This window comes from Polynucleobacter sp. MG-Unter2-18 (assembly GCF_018687675.1).
Classification (GTDB): domain Bacteria; phylum Pseudomonadota; class Gammaproteobacteria; order Burkholderiales; family Burkholderiaceae; genus Polynucleobacter.
On the sequence record NZ_CP061302.1, the window covers coordinates 158,718 to 181,428 of the forward strand.

A 22,711-nucleotide genomic window follows, 5' to 3' on the forward strand; every position below is an offset into this window, starting at 1 on the left:
AAAGAATATGCATAACTTAGACCAAGCCTTCGCTAACCCAGATCTCATCGCAGATGAGGGGTATCAAGCACCCCAACATTTCTTGATCTTAGGATTGGGTGAATCTGGCTATGCTATGGCCAAATGGTGTTTGCGGAATGCTGCAAAGGTCAGTCTGGCCGATACACGGGATCGTGAAAATCTGAATGAGCGACAAAAGGCCTGGTTAGCAGATCTTGAATTTGCTGGACTCCAAGATGCTAATTTTGGTCCTTTGGACGACTTCAATCTAAAAAATATTGAAGTTATTGGAATGAGCCCTGGTTTATCACCACTTCAAGAGCCAGCAGCTTCTTTCTTGGCTAAAGCAGAGGAATTGAGTATTGATATCTGGGGGGAATTAGAATTCTTTGCCAGAGCCATTGCTGCATTAGATCGCATGGCCCAGGTTAAACACTCACAATACAAACCTGCTGTATTGGCCATCACTGGAACAAATGGAAAGACAACCACAACGGCCTTGACAGGGCAGTTGTGCGAACGCGCTGGCAAGAAAGTTGCTGTAGCTGGCAATATCAGCCCAGCAGCGTTGGATAAGTTGATGTCTTGTTTGGATGAGTCCGATCAAGTTGCCGATATGCCTGAGATATGGGTACTTGAGTTATCTAGCTTCCAACTGGTTTACACGCGTACCTTTAATGCAACAGCAGCGACTGTATTAAACATTACGCAAGATCACCTGGATTGGCATGGAGATATGCAGGCTTATGTTGAGGCAAAAGCTAATATCTTTGGTCGAGACACTGTCTGCATCTTGAATCGCGATGATGCGCTGGTCACGAATCTACTTACTGACGAGCAGAAATCCAATAAATCAGTGATTACTTTTGGTGCTGGCCGTCCTGATGAGCAGGGTACTTTTGGCATAGAACATGATCTGCGTGCTGGTGGAATTGATTGGTTAGTCTGGGCTGAAGTGGATGAAGATCTTGAGCCACAACCGAAGCGTCGCCGTAAAGCAGTTGTCGTAGAGGATGAACCATTAAGGCTCAAGCGATTAATACCTGCAGATGCTTTACGGATTCGCGGTCGCCACAATGCTTTAAATGCCTTAGCTGCATTAGCCTTGGCACGATCAGCTGGTTTACCGATGAATCTACTTTTACACGGTTTACGGGATTACCATGGCGAGCCTCATCGTGTTCAAAGTGTTTCGATTGTGTCGAATGTTGAATATGTGGACGATAGTAAGGGCACTAATGTAGGAGCAACGGTAGCTGCTCTAAATGGTTTAAGTGCCAATGAGCCTGGTAAGCGGATCTGGTTAATTGCTGGTGGTGAAGGTAAGGGCCAAGACTTTAGCCCCCTACGCGATCCTACATTACGTTTTGTAAAAGGTGTTTTCCTCATTGGCAAAGACGCCCCAATCATTGCTGAAGCTTTGGGCGATTCAGTGCCGTGTGTCATGAGCGAGACTCTGCAAAACGCAGTAGCACAAGCAGCAAAACAAGCTCAGTCAGGCGATATCGTATTGCTATCGCCGGCTTGTGCCAGCTTTGATCAGTTCAGTGATTATGTTGCACGTGCTGAGGCATTTGTTTCTGAAGTTCAGGAACTAGGAATGCAATTTGAAGGAGCCGATGCATGAGTTTGAAGGAAAAACTTTTTCCTGAGAATCGCTTGGGTCTTGGTCGCTTCTGGAATTTTTCTAGAGGCGGAATAGACAATTTCCGCAGTGGCTTGAGGGATGCAGTTTCTGGTGTCGAGCAAACTCGCTCACGCATGATGGACTATGACCAGCTGTTGGTTTGGGCGGTGCTCTCTTTAGCCCTCATCGGTCTAGTCATGGTGTACTCAGCCTCCATTACTTTGGCAGATGGCCCTAAGTACGCAAATTACAGTAGTAATTTTTTCTTAATTCGTCATTGCATTTCATTAGCAATCGCAATTAGTGTTGCCATTTGGGTATTTAAGATCCCAACTCACGTATGGGATCGCTATTCTCCAATCATTTTTGGATTCACCGTCTTGCTATTGATTGCCGTGCTTATTCCTGGTATTGGAAAAGGCGTGAATGGTGCCAAACGTTGGATTCCATTGGGTCTCATGAACTTCCAGCCATCTGAATTAATGAAGTTTGCTGCAGTGATATTTGCTGCAAGCTATACAGTTCAACGCCAAGAATATCTCCACTCATTTGTTAAGGGCATGCTACCAATGGGTATTGCTGTCGCCTTAGTTGGCGGCTTACTGATGGCTGAGCCAGATATGGGTGCACTCGTAGTGATATCGCTCATTGCATTTGGAATTTTATTTTTAGGTGGCATCAACGCCAAATTATTTGGTGGACTATTGGCTGTCGGAATTTTAAGTGCCGTGACAATCATTGCCTTCTCACCTTTCCGTCAAAAGCGAATCATGGCTTTTATTGATCCTTGGCAAGTCGACAATGCAGCAAATAAAGGCTATCAATTAACCCACTCTCTGATGGCATTTGGTCGTGGAGAATGGTTTGGCCTTGGTCTAGGTGGTAGCGTTGAAAAATTACACTACCTGCCTGAGGCGCATACCGATTTCATCATGGCGGTGATTGGTGAAGAGCTCGGATTTGTCGGTGTAGTGGTGATGATCTTCTTGTTCTACTGGATCGTGCGTCGCGCATTCCTGATTGGCCGCACTGCTTTGCAATTAGATCGCAGTTTTGCGGGTCTTGCTGCTAAAGGTGTTGCGATATGGATTGGTTGGCAAGCATTTATCAATATGGGTGTGAACTTAGGTTTGCTTCCTACAAAAGGCTTAACACTTCCACTAGTAAGTTATGGCGGCTCAGGAATACTAATGAATGCTGTTGCCATTGCAATGCTACTTCGGATTGATTACGAAAACCGAATCTTAATGCGGGGTGGCAAGCTATGACCAAGCCATCGATACTGATTATGGCCGGTGGCACTGGAGGGCATATTTTCCCGGGGTTAGCTGTTGCTGAATATCTGCGAATTTGTGGCTGGAATGTATCTTGGCTTGGCAATCAAAGCGGGATGGAGTTTCGCTTAGTAAAAGCTTGTGACTTCCCATTTGAGGCGGTTAACTTTGGTGGCTTGCGCGGTAAGGGTATCAAAGCAACATTGATGTTGCCATTCAATCTTGCAAGAGCTTGTATGCAGAGTTGGAAGATCATGCGCCGCATTAAACCAAATGTAGTTTTAGGTATGGGTGGTTACATCACTTTTCCTGGTGGCTTGATGACAAAATTCTTGAAGAAGCCATTGGTTTTACATGAAGCTAATTCTGTGGCGGGAAGTGCTAACCGTGCTTTAGCCAAAATTGCTATGCGTACCTTGACTGGATTTCCAGATACGATGACTCATGCTGAGTGGGTAGGTAATCCAATCCGTGAAGAATTTGAAACTGTGGCCGCCCCAGCAAAACGCTATGAAGAGCGCACGGGCCCTCTCTCAATTCTGGTGGTAGGCGGAAGTTTGGGTGCTGCTGCCTTAAATGAAGTCATCCCAGCGGCTTTGGCATTGATGGATAAAAATGCGCGACCTCATGTAATTCATCAGGCGGGTGATAAGCATCTCGCTGATCTACAACAGCGCTATACAAATTTAGGTGTTGCTGCTGATATTCGCCCTTTTATTGACGATATGCCCAGTGCCTATGCCCAAGCAGATCTAGTGATCTGCCGCTCTGGTGCAATGACCGTTTCAGAGATCGCAGCTTGTGGCGTTGCATCTTGTTTAATTCCATTTCCATATGCGATTGATGATCATCAGACTGCAAATGCACGATTTTTATCTGATGCAGATGCGGCAATTTTATTGTCACAACAAGATCTCAACCCACAGGATCTGGCATCCATGATTCAAAACTTGAGTCGCCAAGATTTACAAGTGATGGCTAAGCGTGCGCATGCTTTAGCAAAGCCTCATGCAACCCAGCGTGTGGCCGAAGTATGTGCAGACTGTGCAGGAGTGGGTATATGAAACATATCGTTCAGCAAATCCATTTTGTTGGTATTGGCGGCGTAGGCATGAGTGGTATTGCCGAAGTTTTACTGAACCTCGGATATCAGGTATCGGGATCCGATTTGGCTGAAGGTGCTGTAACAAAGCGCCTACAGGATTTGGGTGCAGTTATTCATATTGGACATGACTCTAAAAATATTGGTACTGCAGAGGCAGTAGTGATTTCTACTGCAGTTGCGGGAAATAACCCCGAAGTGCTAGCTGCTCGTGCAGCTAAAGTTCCTGTTATTCAGCGGGCTGTCATGCTCGGTGAGCTTATGCGTTTAAAGCAGGGTATTGCGATTGCAGGTACTCATGGCAAAACAACGACAACTAGTTTAGTTGCCTCAGTCTTGGCTGAGGGTGGTTTAGACCCCACTTTCGTTATTGGGGGCAAGCTAAATTCTGCAGGTGCTAATGCACGCTTAGGTCAGGGTGAATTCATTGTCGTTGAGGCAGACGAGTCTGATGCCTCTTTCTTGCAATTATTTCCAGCGATGGAGGTAGTTACCAATATCGATGCTGATCATATGGATACCTATCAGCATGATATGGCCAGATTGAAGCAGGCTTTTGTGCAGTTTATTCAGCGTATGCCTTTTTACGGTGTTGCTGTTCTGTGCATTGATGATTCCAACGTTCGAGATATTATTCCGTTTGTATCTCAGCCAGTATTGCGATATGGCTTATCTGATGATGCGGATATTCGTGCAAGTAATGTGCGGGCTGAAGGTACTCATATGCACTTTACGGTTGATCGTAAAACTGTACGTCGTCATGGCAATAAGCCAGGTCGTCTTGAGGTGCAATTAAATTTGCCCGGCTTACACAATGTTCAAAATGCCTTAGCAGCAATTGGTATTGCAACGGAATTAGGTGTTAGCGATGAGGCTATCGTGAAGGCTTTATCTGAATTTAGTGGCGTTGGTCGCCGCTTCCAAAGGTATGGCGAAATTCCTTTGGCATCTGGTGGAAGCTTCACATTAATAGATGATTACGGGCACCACCCTGTTGAAATGGCAGCTACTTTATCTGCAGCCCGTGGGGCTTACCCTGACCGTCGCTTGGTATTGGCATTTCAACCACATCGTTTTACAAGAACTCGTGATTGCTTCGGTGAATTTGTGCAGGTTCTCAAAAACTTTGATGCACTAGTGTTAACCGAGGTATATCCAGCTGGTGAGGCAAAGATTCGGGGTGCGGATGGACAAAGTCTTATGAAAGCTGCTCTCACTACTGATAAGACAATTGCTTCCTCCTTAGATAGTGCAGCCGTGGCTTTTGCGTCAAGTGTTGCAGAAATGCCAGAAAAACTTAGCACTTTATTGCGTGATGGTGATGTCTTAATCACGATGGGCGCTGGCTCGATCTCTGGATTGCCTCATGTACTGGCGGAGACGAAACATGTCTAATCAAAACATGCATATGCATTCCTGGGGCGAGCGCGTGAAGAGTGACCTCGCTCATTTGGATGTCAAATCATTAGGTCGAGTAGGCGTCTTGCTGGGTGGTCGCTCTGGTGAGCGAGAGATATCCTTAATGTCGGGTAATGGTGTATTGGAAGCCCTGCTCTCTAAGGGTGTTGATGCATATCCGTTTGATCCAGGTATACGCTGTCCAACCGAAATAGCAAATGAAAAATTCGATCGCGTATTTATCTCCTTACATGGACGTTATGGTGAGGATGGCACTATCCAGGGATTACTCGAGCTATTAGGCTTGCCTTACACCGGTAGTGGTGTGCTGGCTTCTGCATTGGCAATCGACAAAATTGCGACCAAGCTTGTTTGGCTTAGTAGCGGTCTCTCCACCCCTGAATTTCAAGAGCTTAAAGCTGACAGCGACTGGAATGCGGTAGTAAAGCATTTGGGCTTGCCATTAATTGTGAAGCCCGCACATGAAGGTTCGTCACTTGGTTTAACTAAAGTGAAATTCGCTGAAGAATTACCCGCTGCCTATAAGTTAGCCGCCGGGATGGATAAAAAGGTGATTGCAGAAACTTGTATTGTTGGTGACGAGTTGACTTGTCCGCTGGTTGGATTTGGTGCAAATGCTGAAGCCTTGCCTGTAATAAAAATCATTCCACCAGAAGCAAACTACGATTTTCATAATAAGTATTTTTCCGATGAGACTAAATATCTATGTCCAACTGGGCTTACGGCAGAGGTAAATAAAGAAGTTCAAGAATTAGCTTTAGCTGCCTATCGTGCCCTTGGTTGCAAGACGTGGGGTCGCGCTGATGTGATGCTCGATCAAAAAACTGGCAAACCTTATCTCTTGGAGATGAATACATCCCCGGGAATGACTTCACACTCTTTGGTTCCGATGGCAGCAAAAGCAGCCGGTGTTGAGTATTCCGAATTAGTTCTTTGGGTCATTAGTCAAACTTTGCATAGCAAAGGGGCTACGCAAGCATGAGTCGGATTAGCTTCTTCTTGAATGGTTGTGGTGAAGTGATTACTTCGCTGGCTTCCCCGATTTGGAATTATCCAGATCGGATGCAAAAGCTGAGCCGTTTCTTAATGCGCTGTTTCGCGGTCATGGTTTGCGTTGGAATTTTAGTATGGGTGAGTCAGCGCCCCGTCTTTGCTTTACGTCAAGTTGTCATTGAGCCAGTAGCTGGACAAACGCTCAAGCATATTAATAAACCGGTAGTCAAGCAGCAGGTTTTGGAAACAGTCCAAGGAAATTTTTTCAGCGTGAGGTTGGAGGATGTGAAGCGTGGGTTCGAGTCCATGCCTTGGGTGCGTCACGCTAACGTTCGCAGAGTTTGGCCCAACGGATTGATTGTGAGCATTGAAGAACAAAAGCCATTTGGCACATGGGGCGGTGCCGAAAGTCACATTTTAATGAATACCCATGGCGAACTCTTTGCTGGACGTGTATCTGATGTAGGGGATGGCATTTCTTTGATTGATTTCTCGGGACCAGAAGATGCTAGCAAAGAGGTGATGCGCTTATATGAAAGAGCGAATGCTTGGTTTAAGCCTTGGAGTACGGAAGTGAAAAGCTTAACTCTCTCTGATCGTTACGCTTGGAATGTGAAGTTGTCCAATGGCATGAAGGTGGAGTTTGGTCGGGATGAAGAAAATTCAGACAAAACATTAACTGAAGATCGTGTGGCACGCCTTTTTAAGTATTGGCCGCAGGTTCAAGAGAAATGGGCTAATCGAGTAGATGCAATCGATCTGCGCTATGCAAATGGTTTTGCAGTTCATCTTGCTTCAGCAAGTTTGAAAAAAAATGAAGTAGATGGGAAAAAAAGCGAGCAGAAGCAATGAGGAATGAGAATGAGTAAAGACAACCGCGATTTATTGGTCGGACTAGATATTGGAACATCCAAGGTGGTTGCCTTGGTTGCTGAGCTAGCGGCTGATGGCCAATTTAACGTTGTTGGCGTTGGTCAAACTGCGTCTAAAGGTTTGAAGAAGGGTGTAGTTGTCAATATTGAAGCTACTGTTCAGTCTATTCAGAAAGCGCTTGAAGAGGCTGAAGTTATGGCCGATCGCCAGATCGTGCAGGTCTTCACCGGCATTGCTGGAAATCACATTGTGAGTTTTAACTCCAGCGGTATGGTGGCAATACGTGATAAAGAAGTTAGCGCTGGCGATGTTGAGCGTGTTTTAGAGACTGCTAAAGCAATCAACATTCCAACGGATCAGCAAATTCTCCACATTCTTGTTCAGGAATTCATTATTGATGGACAGGAAGATGTGCGTGAGCCTATTGGTATGAGCGGCTTGCGCCTCGAAGTGAAAGTACACATTGTTACTGGTGCTGTTAGTGCCGCACAAAATATTGTGAAGTGTGTACGTCGTTGTGGCTTAGAAGTAAATGATCTTATCTTGCAGCCGCTCGCATCTAGTTTGGCCGTATTAACTGAAGATGAAAAAGAGTTGGGCGTTGTCTTAGTAGACATTGGCGGCGGTACAACTGATATTGCGATTTACTGCCAAGGCTCTATTCGACATACTGCGGTAATTCCAATTGCGGGCGATCAAATAACTAATGACATTGCCATGGCATTACGTACCCCAACTATTGATGCAGAAGATCTCAAGATTCAATATGGTATTGCTCGCCAAGATATGGCAGATCCAGCCACCATGATTGATGTCCCAGGTGTTGGTGATCGAGAACCACGACCGATGTCAAAACAAGCTTTAGCTGCCGTGATCGAACCACGTGTTGAGGAGTTGTTCACTTTGGTACGGGGTGTAGTTCGTGATTCTGGTTACGAAGATATGGTGTCTTCAGGAATCGTCCTGACTGGTGGGACCACTTTAATGCCGGGGATGGTTGAGCTTGCTGAGCAAGTCTTCTTACGTCCAGCGCGTATTGGTACCCCCGAGTACCGTGGCCATCTACATGAGGTTTTACGAAGCCCTCGCTTTGCTACCAGTATCGGTTTATTGATGGAAGGCCAGGCGCAGTTGTTGCGTGGTCGTCGAGTATCGCAATCAGGCGCGTTGCAAAGTGTGATCTCGCGCATGAAGGAATGGTTCGCAGGAAATTTTTAAGTTTTTCGTCGTCGTCAATGTAGTACTTATTACCTAGGAGGGTATATGGAATTTGAAATGTTAGATCAAGAAACAGCTGGAAAAACCATTATTAAAGTGGTTGGAGTTGGTGGAGCAGGTGGTAATGCAGTTCAGCACATGATTCGTCGCGGTGTTAATGGCGTAGAGTTTATTTGCATGAACACCGATGCTGGCGCTTTACAGCGTTCTGAGGCATCTGTGAATTTGCAACTAGGCTCTAGCGGACTCGGTGCTGGCGCAAAACCTGAAATCGGTGCAGCTTCCGCTGAAGAAGCGCGAGCCCGGATTGCAGATACATTACAAGGTGCACATATGGTGTTCATCACTGCTGGTATGGGTGGTGGCACAGGTACTGGTGCAGCGCCAATTGTTGCTCAAGTTGCTAAAGAAATGGGTATTTTGACTGTTGGCGTTATCAGCAAGCCATTTGATTTTGAGGGTGTTAAGCGTCTAAAGGTTGCAGAGAATGGCGCTACCGAACTCGAAGCTTATGTTGATTCATTGATCGTCGTTCTCAATGAAAAGCTCTTTGAAGTCATGGGTGAAGATGCAGAGTTTGATAAGGCATTTGCCTGTGCAGATGATGTATTACATAACGCGGTCTCAGGTATTGCAGAAATCATTAATGTGCAAGGTTTGATCAACGTCGACTTTGAGGACGTGAAAACAGTGATGGGCGAACAAGGCAAGGCGATGATGGGAACTGCAACAGTATCCGGCATGGATCGCGCACGCTTAGCTGCTGAAGCTGCAGTTGCTTCACCACTTCTCGAGGGTGTCGATTTATCTGGTGCACGTGGTGTATTGGTTAATATCACTGCTAGCCGTTCATTAAAATTGTCCGAAACTCGCGAAGTAATGGCGGCAATTCGTGGCTATGCTGCAGATGATGCTACTGTGATTTTCGGCACTGTTTATGACGAGAGCTTAGGTGATGCACTGCGTGTCACTGTTGTTGCTACTGGTTTGAACAACCCACAATCACGTCAACATCATCAACCAGAGGTAGTTTGGAGACAGGCTACTGGTACACATGATGCGATGCCAACAATGGCTGACTTAAATAGTTTTGCTCCAGCAAGCGCTTCAGCAGCAATCAGTAGAGTTAATTTAGATTCAGCTCCGATTACTAGTGCCGGTTTGGCAATGACGGGTACAGGTAGTGCACCCTCGATAGCTTCTCAACCCGCATCTAGTAGTGTTGATTACAGTCAATATGATTTGCCACGTGTATTCCGTAGTTCACGGGAAGCTACACCAGCCCCTACTCTAGGTGCTGATAGCTCGCCACAGGCTAAAGCCATGTTGGACAAAGGGGCTGATTATTATGAAATCCCAGCTTTTTTACGTAAGCAAGCAGATTAAATCACTGCTCAATACAATAGGTTCTGCAGAATGCCAGCGCGGCGCCCCTCCGGACGACGAATCCCGCGCTAGCGTTGGCATACTCATGACAACTATTTAATTGGAGAATTTATGATTGCAGTCGGACAAAAGTTACCAAACGCCACACTTTATGAGTTTTTAGATGAAGCGAGTGAAGGTTGCGCCATTGGGCCAAACGCCTTTGAAGTTGAAAAACTCACTGCCGGTAAAAAGATAGTGATCTTTGCATTACCTGGTGCATTCACGCCAACTTGTTCAGCAAAGCATGTTCCTAGCTATGTTGAGCACTTTGATGCAATCAAAGCAAAGGGTGTTGATGAAATTTGGTGTATTTCTGTAAATGACCCATTTGTGATGGGTGCCTGGGGCCGAGATCAAAAGGTTGGCAAAAAGATTCGCATGTTTGGTGATGGTAGTGCTGAATTTACTAAGAAACTTGGCCTAGAGTTGGATTTAGTTGCTCGCGGTTTAGGTATTCGTTCAGATCGCTACGCTATGATTGTTGAAGATGGTGTTGTGACAACCTTGGATCGTGAAGCGCCTGGCAAATTTGAAGTAAGTGATGCCGCTTCTATTTTGAAAAAGCTTTAATAAATCATTCCTGAATTTAGATAAATCATGATGAAGCAACGCACAATCGCTACCCCGATTAAAACCGTGGGAATTGGTTTGCACTCTGGGCGTAAGGTGACTTTGTCTATTAAGCCTGCACCAGTAAATTCAGGAATTGTATTTGTACGTGTAGATACCCCAGAGCAATCGGTTATACCGGCCACTGCTCTGGCGGTTTGCGATACCCGCCTGGCCTCTGTGATACAAAAGGATGGCGTGCGTGTCTCCACTGTGGAGCATTTACTTTCAGCCTGTGCGGGCTTGGGACTTGATAATTTATTCATCGAGCTCGATGGTGAAGAAGTACCCATCATGGATGGCAGCGCAGCCTCATTTTTATTCTTAATGGAGTCAGCTGGTATAGCTGAACAAGAAGCTTCTAGGCAGTTTGTGGTGATTAAAAAACCTATAGAAGTGAAGGAAGGTGACAAGCTTGCACGCCTAGAACCTTTCTTCGGGTTTAAGTTAGATTTCACTATTGATTTTAAACATCCGGCAGTTGATAAGACTGGCCAACGTTTTGTGGTGGACTTTGCTGAGCATGCTTATCGTAGTGAAATTGGCCGTGCCCGAACCTTTGGTTTTGCTCACGAGGTTGAGGCCTTGCGAGAGATGGGTTTAGCGCGAGGTGGAAGTTTGGATAACGCGATTGTGCTCGATGAGCATCGTATTCTCAATAACGAAGAGTTACGTTATGAAGATGAGTTCGTGCGTCATAAAATCTTAGATGCCATTGGCGACCTGTATTTAGTTGGGCATCCAATTGTGGGCTCCTATGTTGCTGAAAAATCAGGGCATGCCTTAAACAACGCTCTCTTGCGTAAGCTTTTAGAAGATCCTAGCTCTTACGAAATTGTCAGTTTCCCCGAAAATAAGGCTCCGGCAGCCTATTCCAAAGAGAGTCAACCCCTCTTTTTCTAGGTTTATTTAGGCTTGCTCTGAAGTAGGCGTTTAACAGCCTGATGTAGATCCGAATCAGGCGCCAATTTATCCAATAATGATTCCCAAGAGGCTCTTGCAACGGCATTAAAACCGGTCGGCTTTTGGCTAACTTGACGTCCCTCTCGTGGCTTGATTTCCCAGGCAGAGGGCGCCGGCTTTAGGCGTACCTTAATGCTGGTGCAGACAACTCCTTTTTTAGCTAACTCATTGATTAAACTAGGTAAAACTTGCTGAAGACGGGTTGCAATACTCGCCCCGTTCACCAGTAAAAAGAGTTCGTTTTGAGCTCCAGAACGCCAACCAGCCTCAATTTTGGGAGCTAAATTTTCTAAATCTAGCTCGAATAGAGCGACTTTTAGAGCAATTTTGAGTTTAGCCAGATCTTCGGTCTTGACCAGAATGCTACCCAAGCCCTCTGACTCGCGTAAATACTCCAACCACTCATGGGCGGCTTTTGTGCGAACAGGTTTGGGAGCAAAGTTCATATAAAAAGAGGATGCGGGTGATAAACTCAAGGTCTTAATTTACTTCAATATCCCATGGTAATCGGTCTTCTTAAAACCCTGGTCGGCAGTCGTAACGACCGCCTCTTAAAACAGTATCGCAAAGTAGTTGCCAAAGTTAGCGCTTTCGAGCCTAGCATGCAAGCTTTGGATGATGCCGCACTGCAAGCAAAAACTGCTGAGTTCAAGTCACGTTTAGCTGCGGGTGAGTCATTGGATGATATTGCTCCAGAAGCTTTTGCTGTAGTTCGTGAAGCAAGTACACGAGTGATGAAGATGCGCCATTTTGATGCGCAGATGATGGGTGGCCTTGCACTGCATCAAGGCAAGATTGCTGAAATGGGAACCGGCGAAGGCAAGACCTTAACCGCTACGCTCCCTGTCTATTTAAATGCCCTCACAGGTAATGGTGTTCACGTTATTACAGTAAATGATTACTTGGCTCAGCGCGATGCCGAGTGGATGTCAACGCTCTACAACTTCCTAGGCATGAAGGTTGGTGTGAATCTATCGCAAATGGATCACACCACTAAGCAAGAGGCTTATGCAGCTGACATTACCTACGGAACTAATAACGAATTTGGTTTTGATTACCTTCGTGACAATATGGTGCAAGACTTGGGTCAGCGTGTTCAGCGTGGCCTAGCCTATGCGATTGTTGACGAGGTAGACTCCATTTTGATTGATGAGGCACGTACCCCATTAATTATTTCTGGTCAGGCCGAAGATCATACTGATTTGTACATCAAGATCAATGCACTGCCCGCCTATTTAGAGCGTCAAATTGGCGAAGAGAAAGCGGATGGCACTGGTGTTGAAAAACCAGGCGACTACTGGGTTGATGAAAAGTCTAATCAAGTCTATTTAACAGAGCGCGGTCATGACAAGGCTGAGACAGTCTTAGTTGAGATTGGCGCCTTGAATGATGGCGACTCCTTGTACGCCCCACAAAATATTACTTTGATGCACCACGTTTACGCAGCACTGCGTGCGCATACACTCTACAACCGCGATCAGCAATATGTTGTTCAAAATAATGAGGTCATCATTGTTGATGAGTTCACGGGACGCTTAATGCAGGGCCGTCGTTGGTCTGATGGTTTGCATCAAGCTGTAGAGGCAAAAGAAGGTGTGCAGATTCAGAATGAGAATCAGACGCTAGCCACCATCACTTTCCAGAACTACTTCCGTATGTACGGCAAGTTGGCTGGTATGACAGGTACTGCTGATACTGAAGCTTATGAGTTCAAGGAAATCTATAGTCTTGAGACTGTAGTCATTCCTCCAAATCGTATTAGCCAAAGAAAAGATCGCCAAGATCAGATCTATAAGACATCGCGCGAGCGTTACGACGCAGTGATCAAGGATATTGAGGATTGTTACAAGCGTGGTCAGCCTGTCTTGGTAGGCACAACTTCGATTGAGAACTCAGAGCTGATTGCAGGCTTGTTAGATCAACGCAAATTGCCGCATCAGGTCTTGAATGCGAAACAGCATGCTCGCGAAGCCGAGATCATTGCTCAGGCTGGTAGACCAAAGATGATTACCATTGCTACTAATATGGCAGGTCGTGGAACAGACATTGTTTTGGGTGGTAACGTGGGTAAGCAGTCCTCTTTAATTGAGGCGGACACAGCTCTTTCAGATGCAGAAAAAGCGGGCAAGATTAAGATTTTGCAGGACGAATGGCAAAGCTTGCATGATCAAGTATTAGTTGCAGGTGGTTTGCACATTATTGGCACGGAGCGCCATGAGAGTCGTCGTATTGATAATCAGCTGCGTGGTCGCGCTGGTCGTCAGGGTGATCCAGGCTCCTCCCGCTTCTACCTTTCTTTAGATGATTCGCTTTTGCGTATTTTCGCTGGAGATCGTCTACGTGCAGTCATGGATCGCCTTAAGATGCCAGATGGTGAGCCAATTGAAGCGGGCATGGTCACTCGTTCCATTGAGTCAGCTCAGCGTAAAGTGGAAGGCCGTAACTTTGATATTCGTAAGCAATTGTTGGAGTACGACGACGTTGCCAATGATCAGCGTAAAGAAACTTATCGCCTCAGAAATGAAGTATTAGAAAGTAGTGATGTTGGAGATCTGATTGCTAACTTGCGCGAAGATGTATTGCGCGGCATTTGCGCTCTATACATTCCTTTGGAGTCTATGGAAGAGCAGTGGGACTTGCTTGGCTTGGAAAAGGTATTGGCCAGCGACTGGGGCTTAACAGTTGATCTGAAAAATTGGGTTGAAAATGCTGCGTCTATGGACGATGAGCAAATTGTTGATCGTGTACTGGCGGCCGCAACAGAAACTTATGATGCAAAAGTAGAACTTTCTGGACGTACATCTTTCGCTGGCTTTGAGCGCTCGGTTTTGCTTTATAGCTTAGATACCCATTGGCGTGAACATTTAGCAGCCTTAGACCATTTGCGCCAAGGCATCCATTTACGTGGCTATGCTCAAAAAGATCCAAAACAAGAATACCGCCGTGAAGCATTTGAGCTGTATGGTGAGTTGCTCAATGTCATCAAGAATGATGTTGTGAAAAGCATTATGACGGTGCAGATTCGTAGTGCCAGTGAGTTAGATGAAGCCTCCGAGTCAATCAATGAGGATTTAGCCAAACTCTCAGATGTGCAATATCAGCATGCTGATACAGACCTTGAGGTGGCTGGATCAACTGGCGATCGTGGCGCAGCCATCGAAATTGCTCCAGCGCCATTACGTGCTGGTCCTAAGGTAGGCCGCAATGATCCTTGTACCTGCGGAAGTGGTAAGAAATATAAGAACTGCTGCGGCGCGTTAAGTTAAGCCAAATAGAATCTAAAAGAGCTGTTAGACCCGGCAGTTCTGCAAGGCCTCATCTACAATTGTCAGACCATGACAGTTAACCTACCACTCCCCCAAAAAGACCAACTAAAGCCTGTCAAAGGTTTTCAGATGGGCATCGCTGAAGCTGGAATCAAAAAAGCCAATCGCAAAGATTTATTGGTGATGACCTTAGTCCCTGGCTCACAAGTTGCCGGTGTTTTTACTTTAAATCGTTTCTGCGCTGCGCCGGTTCAGGTTTGCCGAGAGCATTTGGCTTTAGATGGTTCTAAAGGCGAGATTCGCGCTTTGGTGGTCAATACTGGTAATGCCAATGCAGGTACTGGTGAGCGAGGCATGCAAGATGCTTTAGCAACTTGTACTGAGTTAGCTAAAGAGCTCAAGATTAATTCAGAGCAAATTCTTCCGTTTTCAACGGGTGTGATTCTTGAACCGCTGCCAATTGATCGGTTGATTGCTGGATTGCCTAAGGCAGTCGCCAATCTAGGCGAAGACCATTGGCTTGATGCGGCAGAAGCTATCATGACAACGGATACGCAGCCTAAGGCGACATCAGTAATAGTGCAGACTCCAGCTGGGCCTGTGACTATTACCGGTATCTGTAAGGGCGCAGGAATGATTCACCCTAATATGGCAACTATGTTGGGATTCATCGCAACTGATGCTGGTTTTGCGCAGGGCCTACTTGCTGCCTTGACTCAAGAGGTTGCTGATCAATCATTTAACGTCATTACGATTGATGGTGATACTTCGACAAATGACTCATTCATCATCATGGCAACTGGTCAATCAGCCGTGCAGATTAAATCAGTGGATGATATTAGTTATGGCGTAGTTCGGACTGCGTTAATTGATCTCGCACGTAAGCTTGCTCAAATGATTGTGCGAGATGGTGAGGGCGCTACAAAATTCATTACGATTGATGTGCAAGGCGGCAAGACTGAAAAGGAGTGTCGTTTGGTAGCAGAGGCAATCGCCCACTCGCCTTTAGTAAAGACAGCCTTCTTTGCGAGTGACCCTAACTTAGGCCGTATTCTTGCTGCGATTGGCTACGCTGGCATTACTGATCTTGATGTGAGCCAAGTACAAATGTGGCTTGGAGATGTGTGGGTTGCCAAGAATGGTGGCCGCAATCCTGCTTACCAAGAGGCTGATGGCCAGAGAGTAATGCAGGCGCCAGAAATTACTATCAAGATTGATCTAGGTCGCGGATTAGCCCAGCAGACAATGTGGACTTGTGATCTATCGCATGACTACGTTTCCATTAATGCTGACTACCGCTCATAGGAATTCGTTATATGAATGAAAAATTAGAGCAACTCTTAAGTCATTTAGAAACGTTTCTGCCTAAAGTATTGACCGAAGAGCAGTGGAAATCTTCAACTGCTTTTAGATGGCGTCGTCGCGATAGTATCTTTGGAAGCATTGGATTTTTGCAGCCAGTAAAGCATGTTGCTGATATCTCCTTTGAAGATCTAAAAAATATCGATCGTCAACGTGATGCAATTCGTGATAACACGAAAAATTTTATTCAGAAGAAGCCAGCTAATAATATTTTGTTAACGGGCGCACGTGGGACAGGAAAGTCGTCGCTCATCAAAGCCAGCTTGCATGAGTTTGCTAGCCAAGGCTTGCGCTTAGTTGAAGTTGAAAAAGAGCATCTAGCTGATTTGGCTGACATCACAGATTTATTGGCTGATCGGCCAGAGCGGTTCATTATTTTTTGTGATGACCTTTCATTTGAGGATGGTGAATCTGGTTATAAGGCGATGAAGTCGGCTTTGGATGGCTCTGTATCCGCTCAGGTAGACAATATTTTGATTTATGCCACTTCTAACCGACGCCATCTCTTGCCTGAATATATGAGGGACAACGAGGGTTATGTTCATGGTGATGATGGAGAAATTCACCCTGGTGAAGTCGTAGAGGAAAAAATTTCTCTATCAGAGCGTTTTGGTTTATGGCTTTCTTTCTATCCACCAAAACAAGATGAGTATCTAGAAATTGTTGCCCATTGGTTACGCCATTTTGGTTTAAGTGATGCTCAGATTGAGGACGCTAGAGCCGAGGCATTGGTCTGGGCTTTAGAGCGTGGTTCGAGGTCTGGTCGTGTGGCTTGGCAGTTTGCGAAGCACTGGGCTGGTTCACATGCCGCTTAATTACTGATGATGCATGAGTGATACTAATCGACCCGTGACGGAAGTTGCCGCTGGAATTCTGTTGGATGCGGAAGGTCGCTTTCTTATGGGTCAGCGTCCAGAGGGTAAGCCTTATGCTGGCTACTGGGAAGTGCCTGGTGGAAAAATTGAAGCCGGTGAATCTGTATTCGCAGCTTTAAAACGTGAATTACAAGAAGAGCTTGGAATAGATATTGAGTCTAGTGAAGAGTTGATTATCTTGGAGCATGACTACCCACATGCTTATGTACGCTTGCATGTCAGCATCATTCGAAAATGGACTGGTGTACCCACAGGTTGTGAAGGTCAGGCACTTTCTTGGCAGATGCTTGGAGATGCGCTTCCGACAGTAGAGCCCTTATTACCAGCTGCCTGGCCCATGCTAGAAAAGCTTAAACAGCTAAAAATTTAGAGCTGGCAGAGGGTTAGTCTGAAAGGCACATCCTCATTTGTAGTCTGCGGCTTTTTATCTTGATCGATCTTCAAAAAGCGAATTGAAAGCAGATATTTATTGGCACTGATTTCTGAGAAGAGGGTGTCATCTTCAACAGCAATGCGCATTAATTGATATACCTTGCCTGACGGTGCCTGCTGGTAAGCACCATGATGTGCCACAACATCTTTAGCTTCACCAGATTGACGAAGTAGCCTTAAGAAAATTTGGCAAGCTTCATGCCAGGGTAAAAGCGGCGCAACATATTTTTCTAAAATCTCTCTACGTTGAGTTGAAGAAGTATTTTTCCAGGCATGGTAGCTAGGCAAATCAATTGGACTTGTTCCACCAGGAATATTTAGCCGAGTCCGAATAGCGTTAAGCCACTCACTTTCGGTAATTGCAGCATTAGGCTTACCGACAGACTGATTAATATTTTGCGCAGCTTTGTCGATTTCAGACAGCGTCTGCGTAAGCGCTTCTTGGTCTACCTTTTGGGAGGACTTTAAGCCATTTAAGGCATATCTTTGGCGCTCAAATTCTTTTAGTAACAGGGATTTAATATCACCTCTAGAACCAATATCACCCAAGTCAAACAACATCGCAATCGCATTGTGGTGTAGCTCGGGGTCATCTGATCGAAGGAAGTGGTTAAAGCGGGCGAACAAATACTCCAGCCGAAGCATGCTTCGAACTAGTTCATTGAAAGGATATTCGTAGACAATCACAAGCCTATATTCTATGACGAACTGAAAGGTTCTTCTAAAATTTTGAGTAATTGTTGATGCAGTTTTAAAACCGCTGGTTTGAGCTCATCTAAGCTACCTTGATTTTCAATTACAGCATTAGCTGTAGTTAAACGAGCATTTCGGCTAGTTTGCGCATTGAGAATCTTTTCCACCTCTGAGCGTGTCATATTGTTGCGGTGCATCACTCGTTTGATTTGGGTTTCTTCTGGGCAATCCACCACCACAAGATAGTCAATGAGCTTGGTCCAAAATCCAGATTCAATTAGTAGGGGAACCACAAAGACAAGGTAAGGTACTCCAGACTTGGCTAGTTCAAGGGCTTGCTTGACAGTTTCCTCTTGAATCAAGGGGTGGGTGATGCGCTCTAAAGCCTGACGGGCGCTAGGATCCTCGAAGACTACAGTTCGCATTTTGGGTCGATTAAGAGCGCCGTGAGGATCAATGAAGTCAGCACCAAAGGCCTCGGTAATCAGTGGAATGGCTTCTCCGCCCGGGGCAGTGATTTGATGTGAGATCTTATCTGTATCAATAATGCCAGCCCCATACCCGCCCAGCAGAGCACTAACTGCAGTTTTTCCAGATCCAATCCCACCAGTTAAGCCAATAAGAGGAATTTTCCCCTTCAAGGCTTTTAGATCAGTTTGGGCAGAATCAAAGTTTGAATGAGTTGAGGCCATAACAACTCAATGATGCCAGCAATAGCTAAAAAGGGGCCAAAAGGAAATGCTTCCCGTAAATGATGCCTACGCAATTTGAGCCAAATGATGCCACCCAGCATCCCTGTAACGGAAGCTATCAGGAGGATGCTAGGCAAGGTACTCCAGCCTAACCAGGCACCTAGTGCGGCCAAGAGTTTGGCATCTCCCATACCAATACCATCTCGGTTTTTCAGAAGACGATAGCCGGTATTCAGTATCCATAGCAAACCATAGCCTAGAAATGCTCCAATAAATGCCGAGCTTGGGGTTGTAAAACGCAAGTCTGAGAATGCGTTAAAAGCAATACCTAAAGTGATCAAAGGGATGGTGATTGCATTCGGTAGACGCAGAGTGCGCCAATCGATATGAGCCAAATACAGTAAAGCCAGTATCAGCAGAGATTGAATTATCCAGATGCTTACTGTCGGATCCACTAAACGATTTGTCCTAAATTAAAGATGGGTAGATATAGGATTATGACTAGGCTCCCAATAATGGCACCAACAAAAAGAATTAATGCCGGTTCTAAACTTTGACTGAGTGTATTGAGTCGGCTACTTAGCTGAGAGCCTAAAGTGGTGGCGCGCTTATTTAACATTTCAGCCAATGCACCGCTTTCAGTGCCAACATGAAGGAGTAGCAAAGTTTCTACGTCAAGAAGTCGTGATTTAGGGTCTGCTCGTTTAAGCGATTCTCCTAATGGCCAGCCACGAGTAAGGTGTTTAAATATCTCCGCACTAAAGTCATGACTCACCCAGTGATTGGAAGATTGTGCAGTAACTCTCAGAGCGTCTGGGAGTGGCAAACCTGTTTCCAATAAATGACCTAAGGTACGACACCAATGACTCAGGATTGCTAGCCTAAATAGATTACCAAAAAATGGAATGCGCAATAAGAGTGCATCACAATATTTTTGGAGTGAGCTTAATTTGAGCCAGAGATAGAGAAAGCCTGTGGCCGCTAAGAGAATGCTCAGCAATATTCCTATAAGGTAATTTTGGATGCCTGTAGAAATAAAGATGAGGATTCTGGTTGGCGCTGGTAGTTCAGCCTGAAAATGCCCAAAGACTTCTTTAAATACGGGCACAACCCAGATCATCATGACCAAGACAAGCAAAAAAGATGTCGCTAAAGTAATAATGGGATACGTTAGTGACTGTTGGATTTTTCTTCGTAACTCAATCTGGGCATCCAGTTGTTGTGAAATTGTGCGTAGTGCCAAGCTCAGATCACCCGTTCTCTCGCTTACTCTAATAAGGTTAGAAAACTCTGGGGAGAATTTTCCATCTTGTGCACTTAGACAAAAAGAAAAACTATTACCCTTTTGAAGTAGTTCACGAACATCCTCTAACCAAGCCTGCCAGGGTTTTGGTGCAGACTGAATTAGTAGCTGGATAGCATTGAGTAAGGGAAGGCCAGCTTGAAGAAGGACGAGCATCTGTTGCGCAAAATGTAGCTGCTCAGACTTGCTGAGCTTTCTCTTAAAAAGCATTTAGGCTAATGCCAAGTGCCAAGCTCGGCATCTAGCGATATCTGATCTATTAATCCAGAATTAAGCAAATGTAATCCTGCAGAGTAGATATCTAACGCTTGAGCTGATTCAAATAACTGTTTGCTTCCCAAAACCTCATGGACGCCAATGCGCCCGAAATAGCCTGACCCCTTGCAAAGCTTGCAGTTCTCTTTACTCAGAATAGGATTGCATTGATTACAGCGTTTACGAATTAACCTTTGAGAGCTGACGCAACGAAGACAAGATTCAATAGATCTTTGATCTACCCCGAGGCTTTTGAGTCGGCTTAAAGCACCAATGGCATTACGTGTATGAAGGGTGCTTAAAACCAAATGTCCTGTTTGTGCTGCTTGAATGGCTAGCTGCGCAGTTGCAGAGTCCCGTATTTCACCAATCATGATGACATCCGGATCTTGTCGCAAGAGTGCGCGAATAATGGTTGGAAAATCTAACCCTGATTTTGGGTGATAAGCCACTTGATTTATCCCAGGCAGCCGGATTTCAATTGGATCTTCGACTGAACAAATATTGCGTTGTACTTGATTCAATGAGCTCAAGCAGCTGTATAAGGTTCGCGTCTTACCGCTCCCGGTAGGTCCCGTTACCAGAATTAATCCATTGGTCTGATTAATAGCCTCTTGAACCATTTCCAGTTGCTCTGGTAGTAGGCCAATTTGATTTAGCGCCAGCTCTTCTAGGCGGCTAGGCAAAATACGTACTACCGCTTTTTCACCATGCAATGTGGGAAGAATGGATACTCGGCAATCAATGTTAGGGTGACTAAAGTCGTAGCCAATCACAAGGCGACCATCTTGAGGTAAACGTTTTTCTGCAATATCAAGACGCGCCAATACTTTGATGCGCGTAATTAGACGCTCATGAAAATCAATGGGGTATTGGTTTTGTAAGGTGAGAAGGCCATCAATTCTCGTGCGTATTATTGTTTCTTGAGATCTCGCCTCAATATGAATATCCGTAGCCCGATGATTTAATGCATCAACAGCAATATCATGCCAGGTCCGAATAATGTGAGAGTCATGCAGTAATTCACTCAATCTTGATTCGGTTGAGAAAGGGGTTTATATAGCTTCACTGTTTTCACGCCATGCTCATCAAACTGTACGATTTCCATCACTACGCCAGTAATTCGAATGCTGACATCGTAATCAGGGATCGCTTCGAGCTTTTCTAGGATCAGGCCATTTAAGGTGCGCGGCCCATCGAGCGGGAGATCCAATTTCAGAAGGCGATTTAAATCTCGTAATGAGGCGGTACCGCTAGCAAGGTAAGTGCCATCAGCTAGCCAACGAGGATCGTTAGAAAGATTGGAGAATGAGGTGGTGAACTCGCCGATAAGCTCTTCCACGATGTCTTCAAAAGTCACTAGACCAAGGACTTCGCCATATTCATTTACTACTAAGCTTAAGCGCTGTTGGTTGTCCTGAAAAAATTGCATTTGCTGAAGAACGGGCGTCCCGCTAGGAATGAAGTAGGGCTCATTGAGTAGAGACCTGAAGTCTTCATGAAGAAGCTCTGCATTGCCTAGCAATGAAAGTGCTTTTTTCACAGACAGAATTCCAACAATGCGCTCAGAGTCGCCATCACATACTGGAAGTTTATTGTGATAACAGGTTTCTAATTGTTCGATTACCTCGTCAATAGGCCGAGAGAGATCTAGCACTTCGATCTTGGAACGCGGCGTCATCACATCATCAACCAAAATATTTTCAAGATTGAAAAGATTTAACAAGATATTGCGATGATGTGTAGAAACAAAGCGATTAGATTCCAAAACTAAGCTACGCAATTCTTCTTTGCTCATAACCCCGTTATCCGTCGACGCTTGTAACCCGGAGACCTTCATCAACCCCGATACGAAGCTATTAATAAACCAGAGTAGTGGCTTAAGTACATAGGTAAGAGGAAGAATGAACCAGCCAACATTGCTTGCAATTTTTTCTGGAAAGGCTGCGCCGATCACTTTCGGGGTGATCTCGCTAAAAATAATGATGAGTAGTGCAACAACCAATGTAGCAATCGATAACACTAGGCCGCTATCGCCAAAAATATGTAAAGCAATGCCGGTAACTAAGATTGGTAGGATGGTATTGATGAGGTTATTGGATATCAGCAATACTGAAAGTAGTGAATCCATCCGCTTTAATAGTCGTTCGGCAAGTGCAGCTCCAGCGTTACCGCCATGAGCCATAGCCCGAAGACGATGACGATTGGATGAAAGCATGCTGGTTTCGGCCATAGAAAAGAAGCCGGATAGTGCGAGTAAAAATAGGACTAATGCGACTTGGCTAATAAAAGGCCATTCATCAAAAAAAGTGTCCATCAGCTATACC

General features: G+C 45.4%; 21 protein-coding genes. 14 read left to right on the plus strand and 7 right to left on the minus strand.

Going from position 1 to position 22,711, the window contains the following annotated elements; all coding sequences use genetic code 11:
- Positions 1 to 7 precede the first annotated feature (7 nt).
- From murD to lpxC, 10 genes are all read left to right on the plus strand, one after another.
- Positions 8 to 1,627, plus strand: coding sequence for a UDP-N-acetylmuramoyl-L-alanine--D-glutamate ligase (murD, locus tag C2759_RS00885; RefSeq protein WP_215355524.1), 1,620 nt, complete (start codon positions 8 to 10; stop codon positions 1,625 to 1,627).
- Positions 1,624 to 2,895, plus strand: coding sequence for a putative lipid II flippase FtsW (gene ftsW, locus C2759_RS00890; protein ID WP_046329460.1), 1,272 nt, complete (start codon positions 1,624 to 1,626; stop codon positions 2,893 to 2,895). Before murD ends, ftsW begins: the two co-directional genes overlap by 4 nt.
- On the plus strand, positions 2,892 to 3,965 hold the full coding sequence (gene murG / locus C2759_RS00895) for an undecaprenyldiphospho-muramoylpentapeptide beta-N-acetylglucosaminyltransferase (RefSeq protein ID WP_215355526.1): 1,074 nt from the start codon (positions 2,892 to 2,894) through the stop codon (positions 3,963 to 3,965). The genes ftsW and murG overlap by 4 nt, the downstream gene beginning before the upstream one ends.
- Positions 3,962 to 5,398 carry a UDP-N-acetylmuramate--L-alanine ligase gene (gene murC / locus C2759_RS00900; RefSeq protein ID WP_215355528.1) on the plus strand — a complete coding sequence of 479 codons (1,437 nt, stop codon included), beginning with the start codon at positions 3,962 to 3,964 and terminating at the stop codon, positions 5,396 to 5,398. The genes murG and murC overlap by 4 nt, the downstream gene beginning before the upstream one ends.
- A 13-nt stretch (positions 5,399 to 5,411) precedes the next feature.
- Positions 5,412 to 6,404 (plus strand): D-alanine--D-alanine ligase, encoded by a 993-nt coding sequence (locus tag C2759_RS00905; protein ID WP_215356589.1) that lies wholly within the window; start codon positions 5,412 to 5,414, stop codon positions 6,402 to 6,404.
- Positions 6,401 to 7,267 (plus strand): cell division protein FtsQ/DivIB, encoded by an 867-nt coding sequence (locus C2759_RS00910; protein ID WP_251366982.1) that lies wholly within the window; start codon positions 6,401 to 6,403, stop codon positions 7,265 to 7,267. The genes C2759_RS00905 and C2759_RS00910 overlap by 4 nt, the downstream gene beginning before the upstream one ends.
- 9 nt (positions 7,268 to 7,276) lie before the next feature.
- Entirely contained in the window at positions 7,277 to 8,506 is a 1,230-nt protein-coding gene (gene ftsA, locus C2759_RS00915) for a cell division protein FtsA (RefSeq protein ID WP_215355530.1), read from the plus strand.
- A 45-nt stretch (positions 8,507 to 8,551) separates the two neighbouring features.
- Positions 8,552 to 9,892, plus strand: coding sequence for a cell division protein FtsZ (gene ftsZ, locus C2759_RS00920; protein WP_215355532.1), 1,341 nt, complete (start codon positions 8,552 to 8,554; stop codon positions 9,890 to 9,892).
- A gap of 111 nt (positions 9,893 to 10,003) precedes the next feature.
- Positions 10,004 to 10,504 (plus strand): peroxiredoxin, encoded by a 501-nt coding sequence (locus tag C2759_RS00925; protein ID WP_215355534.1) that lies wholly within the window; start codon positions 10,004 to 10,006, stop codon positions 10,502 to 10,504.
- A gap of 27 nt (positions 10,505 to 10,531) precedes the next feature.
- The gene (gene lpxC / locus C2759_RS00930) at positions 10,532 to 11,446 is read left to right on the plus strand and encodes a UDP-3-O-acyl-N-acetylglucosamine deacetylase (RefSeq protein ID WP_215355536.1); all 915 of its coding nucleotides are present in this window, start codon (positions 10,532 to 10,534) and stop codon (positions 11,444 to 11,446) included.
- Positions 11,447 to 11,448: 2 nt separating this feature from the next.
- On the opposite strand, the gene C2759_RS00935 is transcribed toward lpxC, so the two are convergent.
- Positions 11,449 to 11,982 (minus strand): hypothetical protein, encoded by a 534-nt coding sequence (locus tag C2759_RS00935; protein ID WP_251366983.1) that lies wholly within the window; start codon positions 11,980 to 11,982, stop codon positions 11,449 to 11,451.
- 24 nt (positions 11,983 to 12,006) lie between these two features.
- Here C2759_RS00935 and secA point away from each other — a divergent pair, with 24 nt between their 5' ends.
- From secA to C2759_RS00955, 4 genes are all read left to right on the plus strand, one after another.
- The gene (gene secA / locus C2759_RS00940; RefSeq protein WP_215355538.1) at positions 12,007 to 14,772 is read left to right on the plus strand and encodes a preprotein translocase subunit SecA; all 2,766 of its coding nucleotides are present in this window, start codon (positions 12,007 to 12,009) and stop codon (positions 14,770 to 14,772) included.
- A gap of 69 nt (positions 14,773 to 14,841) precedes the next feature.
- On the plus strand, positions 14,842 to 16,077 hold the full coding sequence (argJ, locus tag C2759_RS00945; RefSeq protein ID WP_215355540.1) for a bifunctional glutamate N-acetyltransferase/amino-acid acetyltransferase ArgJ: 1,236 nt from the start codon (positions 14,842 to 14,844) through the stop codon (positions 16,075 to 16,077).
- A gap of 11 nt (positions 16,078 to 16,088) precedes the next feature.
- Entirely contained in the window at positions 16,089 to 16,949 is an 861-nt protein-coding gene (locus C2759_RS00950; protein ID WP_215355542.1) for an ATP-binding protein, read from the plus strand.
- A gap of 13 nt (positions 16,950 to 16,962) precedes the next feature.
- Positions 16,963 to 17,379 carry an NUDIX domain-containing protein gene (locus C2759_RS00955; RefSeq protein WP_215355544.1) on the plus strand — a complete coding sequence of 139 codons (417 nt, stop codon included), beginning with the start codon at positions 16,963 to 16,965 and terminating at the stop codon, positions 17,377 to 17,379.
- On the opposite strand, the gene zapD is transcribed toward C2759_RS00955, so the two are convergent.
- From zapD to C2759_RS00985, 6 genes are read right to left on the minus strand one after another with little or no spacing between them, the layout of a single operon-like run.
- Complete coding sequence (gene zapD, locus C2759_RS00960; RefSeq protein WP_215355546.1) at positions 17,376 to 18,128, minus strand: cell division protein ZapD; 753 nt, start codon at positions 18,126 to 18,128, stop codon at positions 17,376 to 17,378. The two genes, C2759_RS00955 and zapD, sit on opposite strands and share 4 nt — an antisense overlap.
- 11 nt (positions 18,129 to 18,139) lie before the next feature.
- A complete protein-coding gene (coaE, locus tag C2759_RS00965) occupies positions 18,140 to 18,826 on the minus strand; it encodes a dephospho-CoA kinase (protein ID WP_371816911.1) in 687 nt (228 codons plus the stop codon).
- Positions 18,781 to 19,281, minus strand: coding sequence for an A24 family peptidase (locus tag C2759_RS00970; RefSeq protein ID WP_215355548.1), 501 nt, complete (start codon positions 19,279 to 19,281; stop codon positions 18,781 to 18,783). The genes coaE and C2759_RS00970 overlap by 46 nt, the downstream gene beginning before the upstream one ends.
- Positions 19,281 to 20,339: a type II secretion system F family protein gene (locus C2759_RS00975; protein ID WP_215355550.1), complete on the minus strand. Its 1,059-nt coding sequence runs from the start codon at positions 20,337 to 20,339 to the stop codon at positions 19,281 to 19,283. The genes C2759_RS00970 and C2759_RS00975 overlap by 1 nt, the downstream gene beginning before the upstream one ends.
- A gap of 5 nt (positions 20,340 to 20,344) precedes the next feature.
- Positions 20,345 to 21,415, minus strand: a complete 1,071-nt coding sequence (locus tag C2759_RS00980; protein WP_215355552.1) for a GspE/PulE family protein — start codon at positions 21,413 to 21,415, stop codon at positions 20,345 to 20,347.
- On the minus strand, positions 21,412 to 22,701 hold the full coding sequence (locus tag C2759_RS00985) for an HlyC/CorC family transporter (RefSeq protein ID WP_215355554.1): 1,290 nt from the start codon (positions 22,699 to 22,701) through the stop codon (positions 21,412 to 21,414). Before C2759_RS00985 ends, C2759_RS00980 begins: the two co-directional genes overlap by 4 nt.
- Positions 22,702 to 22,711: the final 10 nt, after the last annotated feature.

Coding starts and splice junctions, on each gene's coding strand:
- murD (WP_215355524.1), top strand. CDS start 8: ATGCATAACTTAGACCAAGCCTTCGCTAACCCAGATCTCATCGCAGAT.
- ftsW (WP_046329460.1), top strand. CDS start 1,624: ATGAGTTTGAAGGAAAAACTTTTTCCTGAGAATCGCTTGGGTCTTGGT.
- murG (WP_215355526.1), top strand. CDS start 2,892: ATGACCAAGCCATCGATACTGATTATGGCCGGTGGCACTGGAGGGCAT.
- murC (WP_215355528.1), top strand. CDS start 3,962: ATGAAACATATCGTTCAGCAAATCCATTTTGTTGGTATTGGCGGCGTA.
- C2759_RS00905 (WP_215356589.1), top strand. CDS start 5,412: ATGCATTCCTGGGGCGAGCGCGTGAAGAGTGACCTCGCTCATTTGGAT.
- C2759_RS00910 (WP_251366982.1), top strand. CDS start 6,401: ATGAGTCGGATTAGCTTCTTCTTGAATGGTTGTGGTGAAGTGATTACT.
- ftsA (WP_215355530.1), top strand. CDS start 7,277: ATGAGTAAAGACAACCGCGATTTATTGGTCGGACTAGATATTGGAACA.
- ftsZ (WP_215355532.1), top strand. CDS start 8,552: ATGGAATTTGAAATGTTAGATCAAGAAACAGCTGGAAAAACCATTATT.
- C2759_RS00925 (WP_215355534.1), top strand. CDS start 10,004: ATGATTGCAGTCGGACAAAAGTTACCAAACGCCACACTTTATGAGTTT.
- lpxC (WP_215355536.1), top strand. CDS start 10,532: ATGATGAAGCAACGCACAATCGCTACCCCGATTAAAACCGTGGGAATT.
- secA (WP_215355538.1), top strand. CDS start 12,007: ATGGTAATCGGTCTTCTTAAAACCCTGGTCGGCAGTCGTAACGACCGC.
- argJ (WP_215355540.1), top strand. CDS start 14,842: ATGACAGTTAACCTACCACTCCCCCAAAAAGACCAACTAAAGCCTGTC.
- C2759_RS00950 (WP_215355542.1), top strand. CDS start 16,089: ATGAATGAAAAATTAGAGCAACTCTTAAGTCATTTAGAAACGTTTCTG.
- C2759_RS00955 (WP_215355544.1), top strand. CDS start 16,963: ATGAGTGATACTAATCGACCCGTGACGGAAGTTGCCGCTGGAATTCTG.
- coaE (WP_371816911.1), bottom strand. CDS start 18,826: ATGGCCTCAACTCATTCAAACTTTGATTCTGCCCAAACTGATCTAAAA.
- C2759_RS00975 (WP_215355550.1), bottom strand. CDS start 20,339: ATGCTTTTTAAGAGAAAGCTCAGCAAGTCTGAGCAGCTACATTTTGCG.
- C2759_RS00985 (WP_215355554.1), bottom strand. CDS start 22,701: ATGGACACTTTTTTTGATGAATGGCCTTTTATTAGCCAAGTCGCATTA.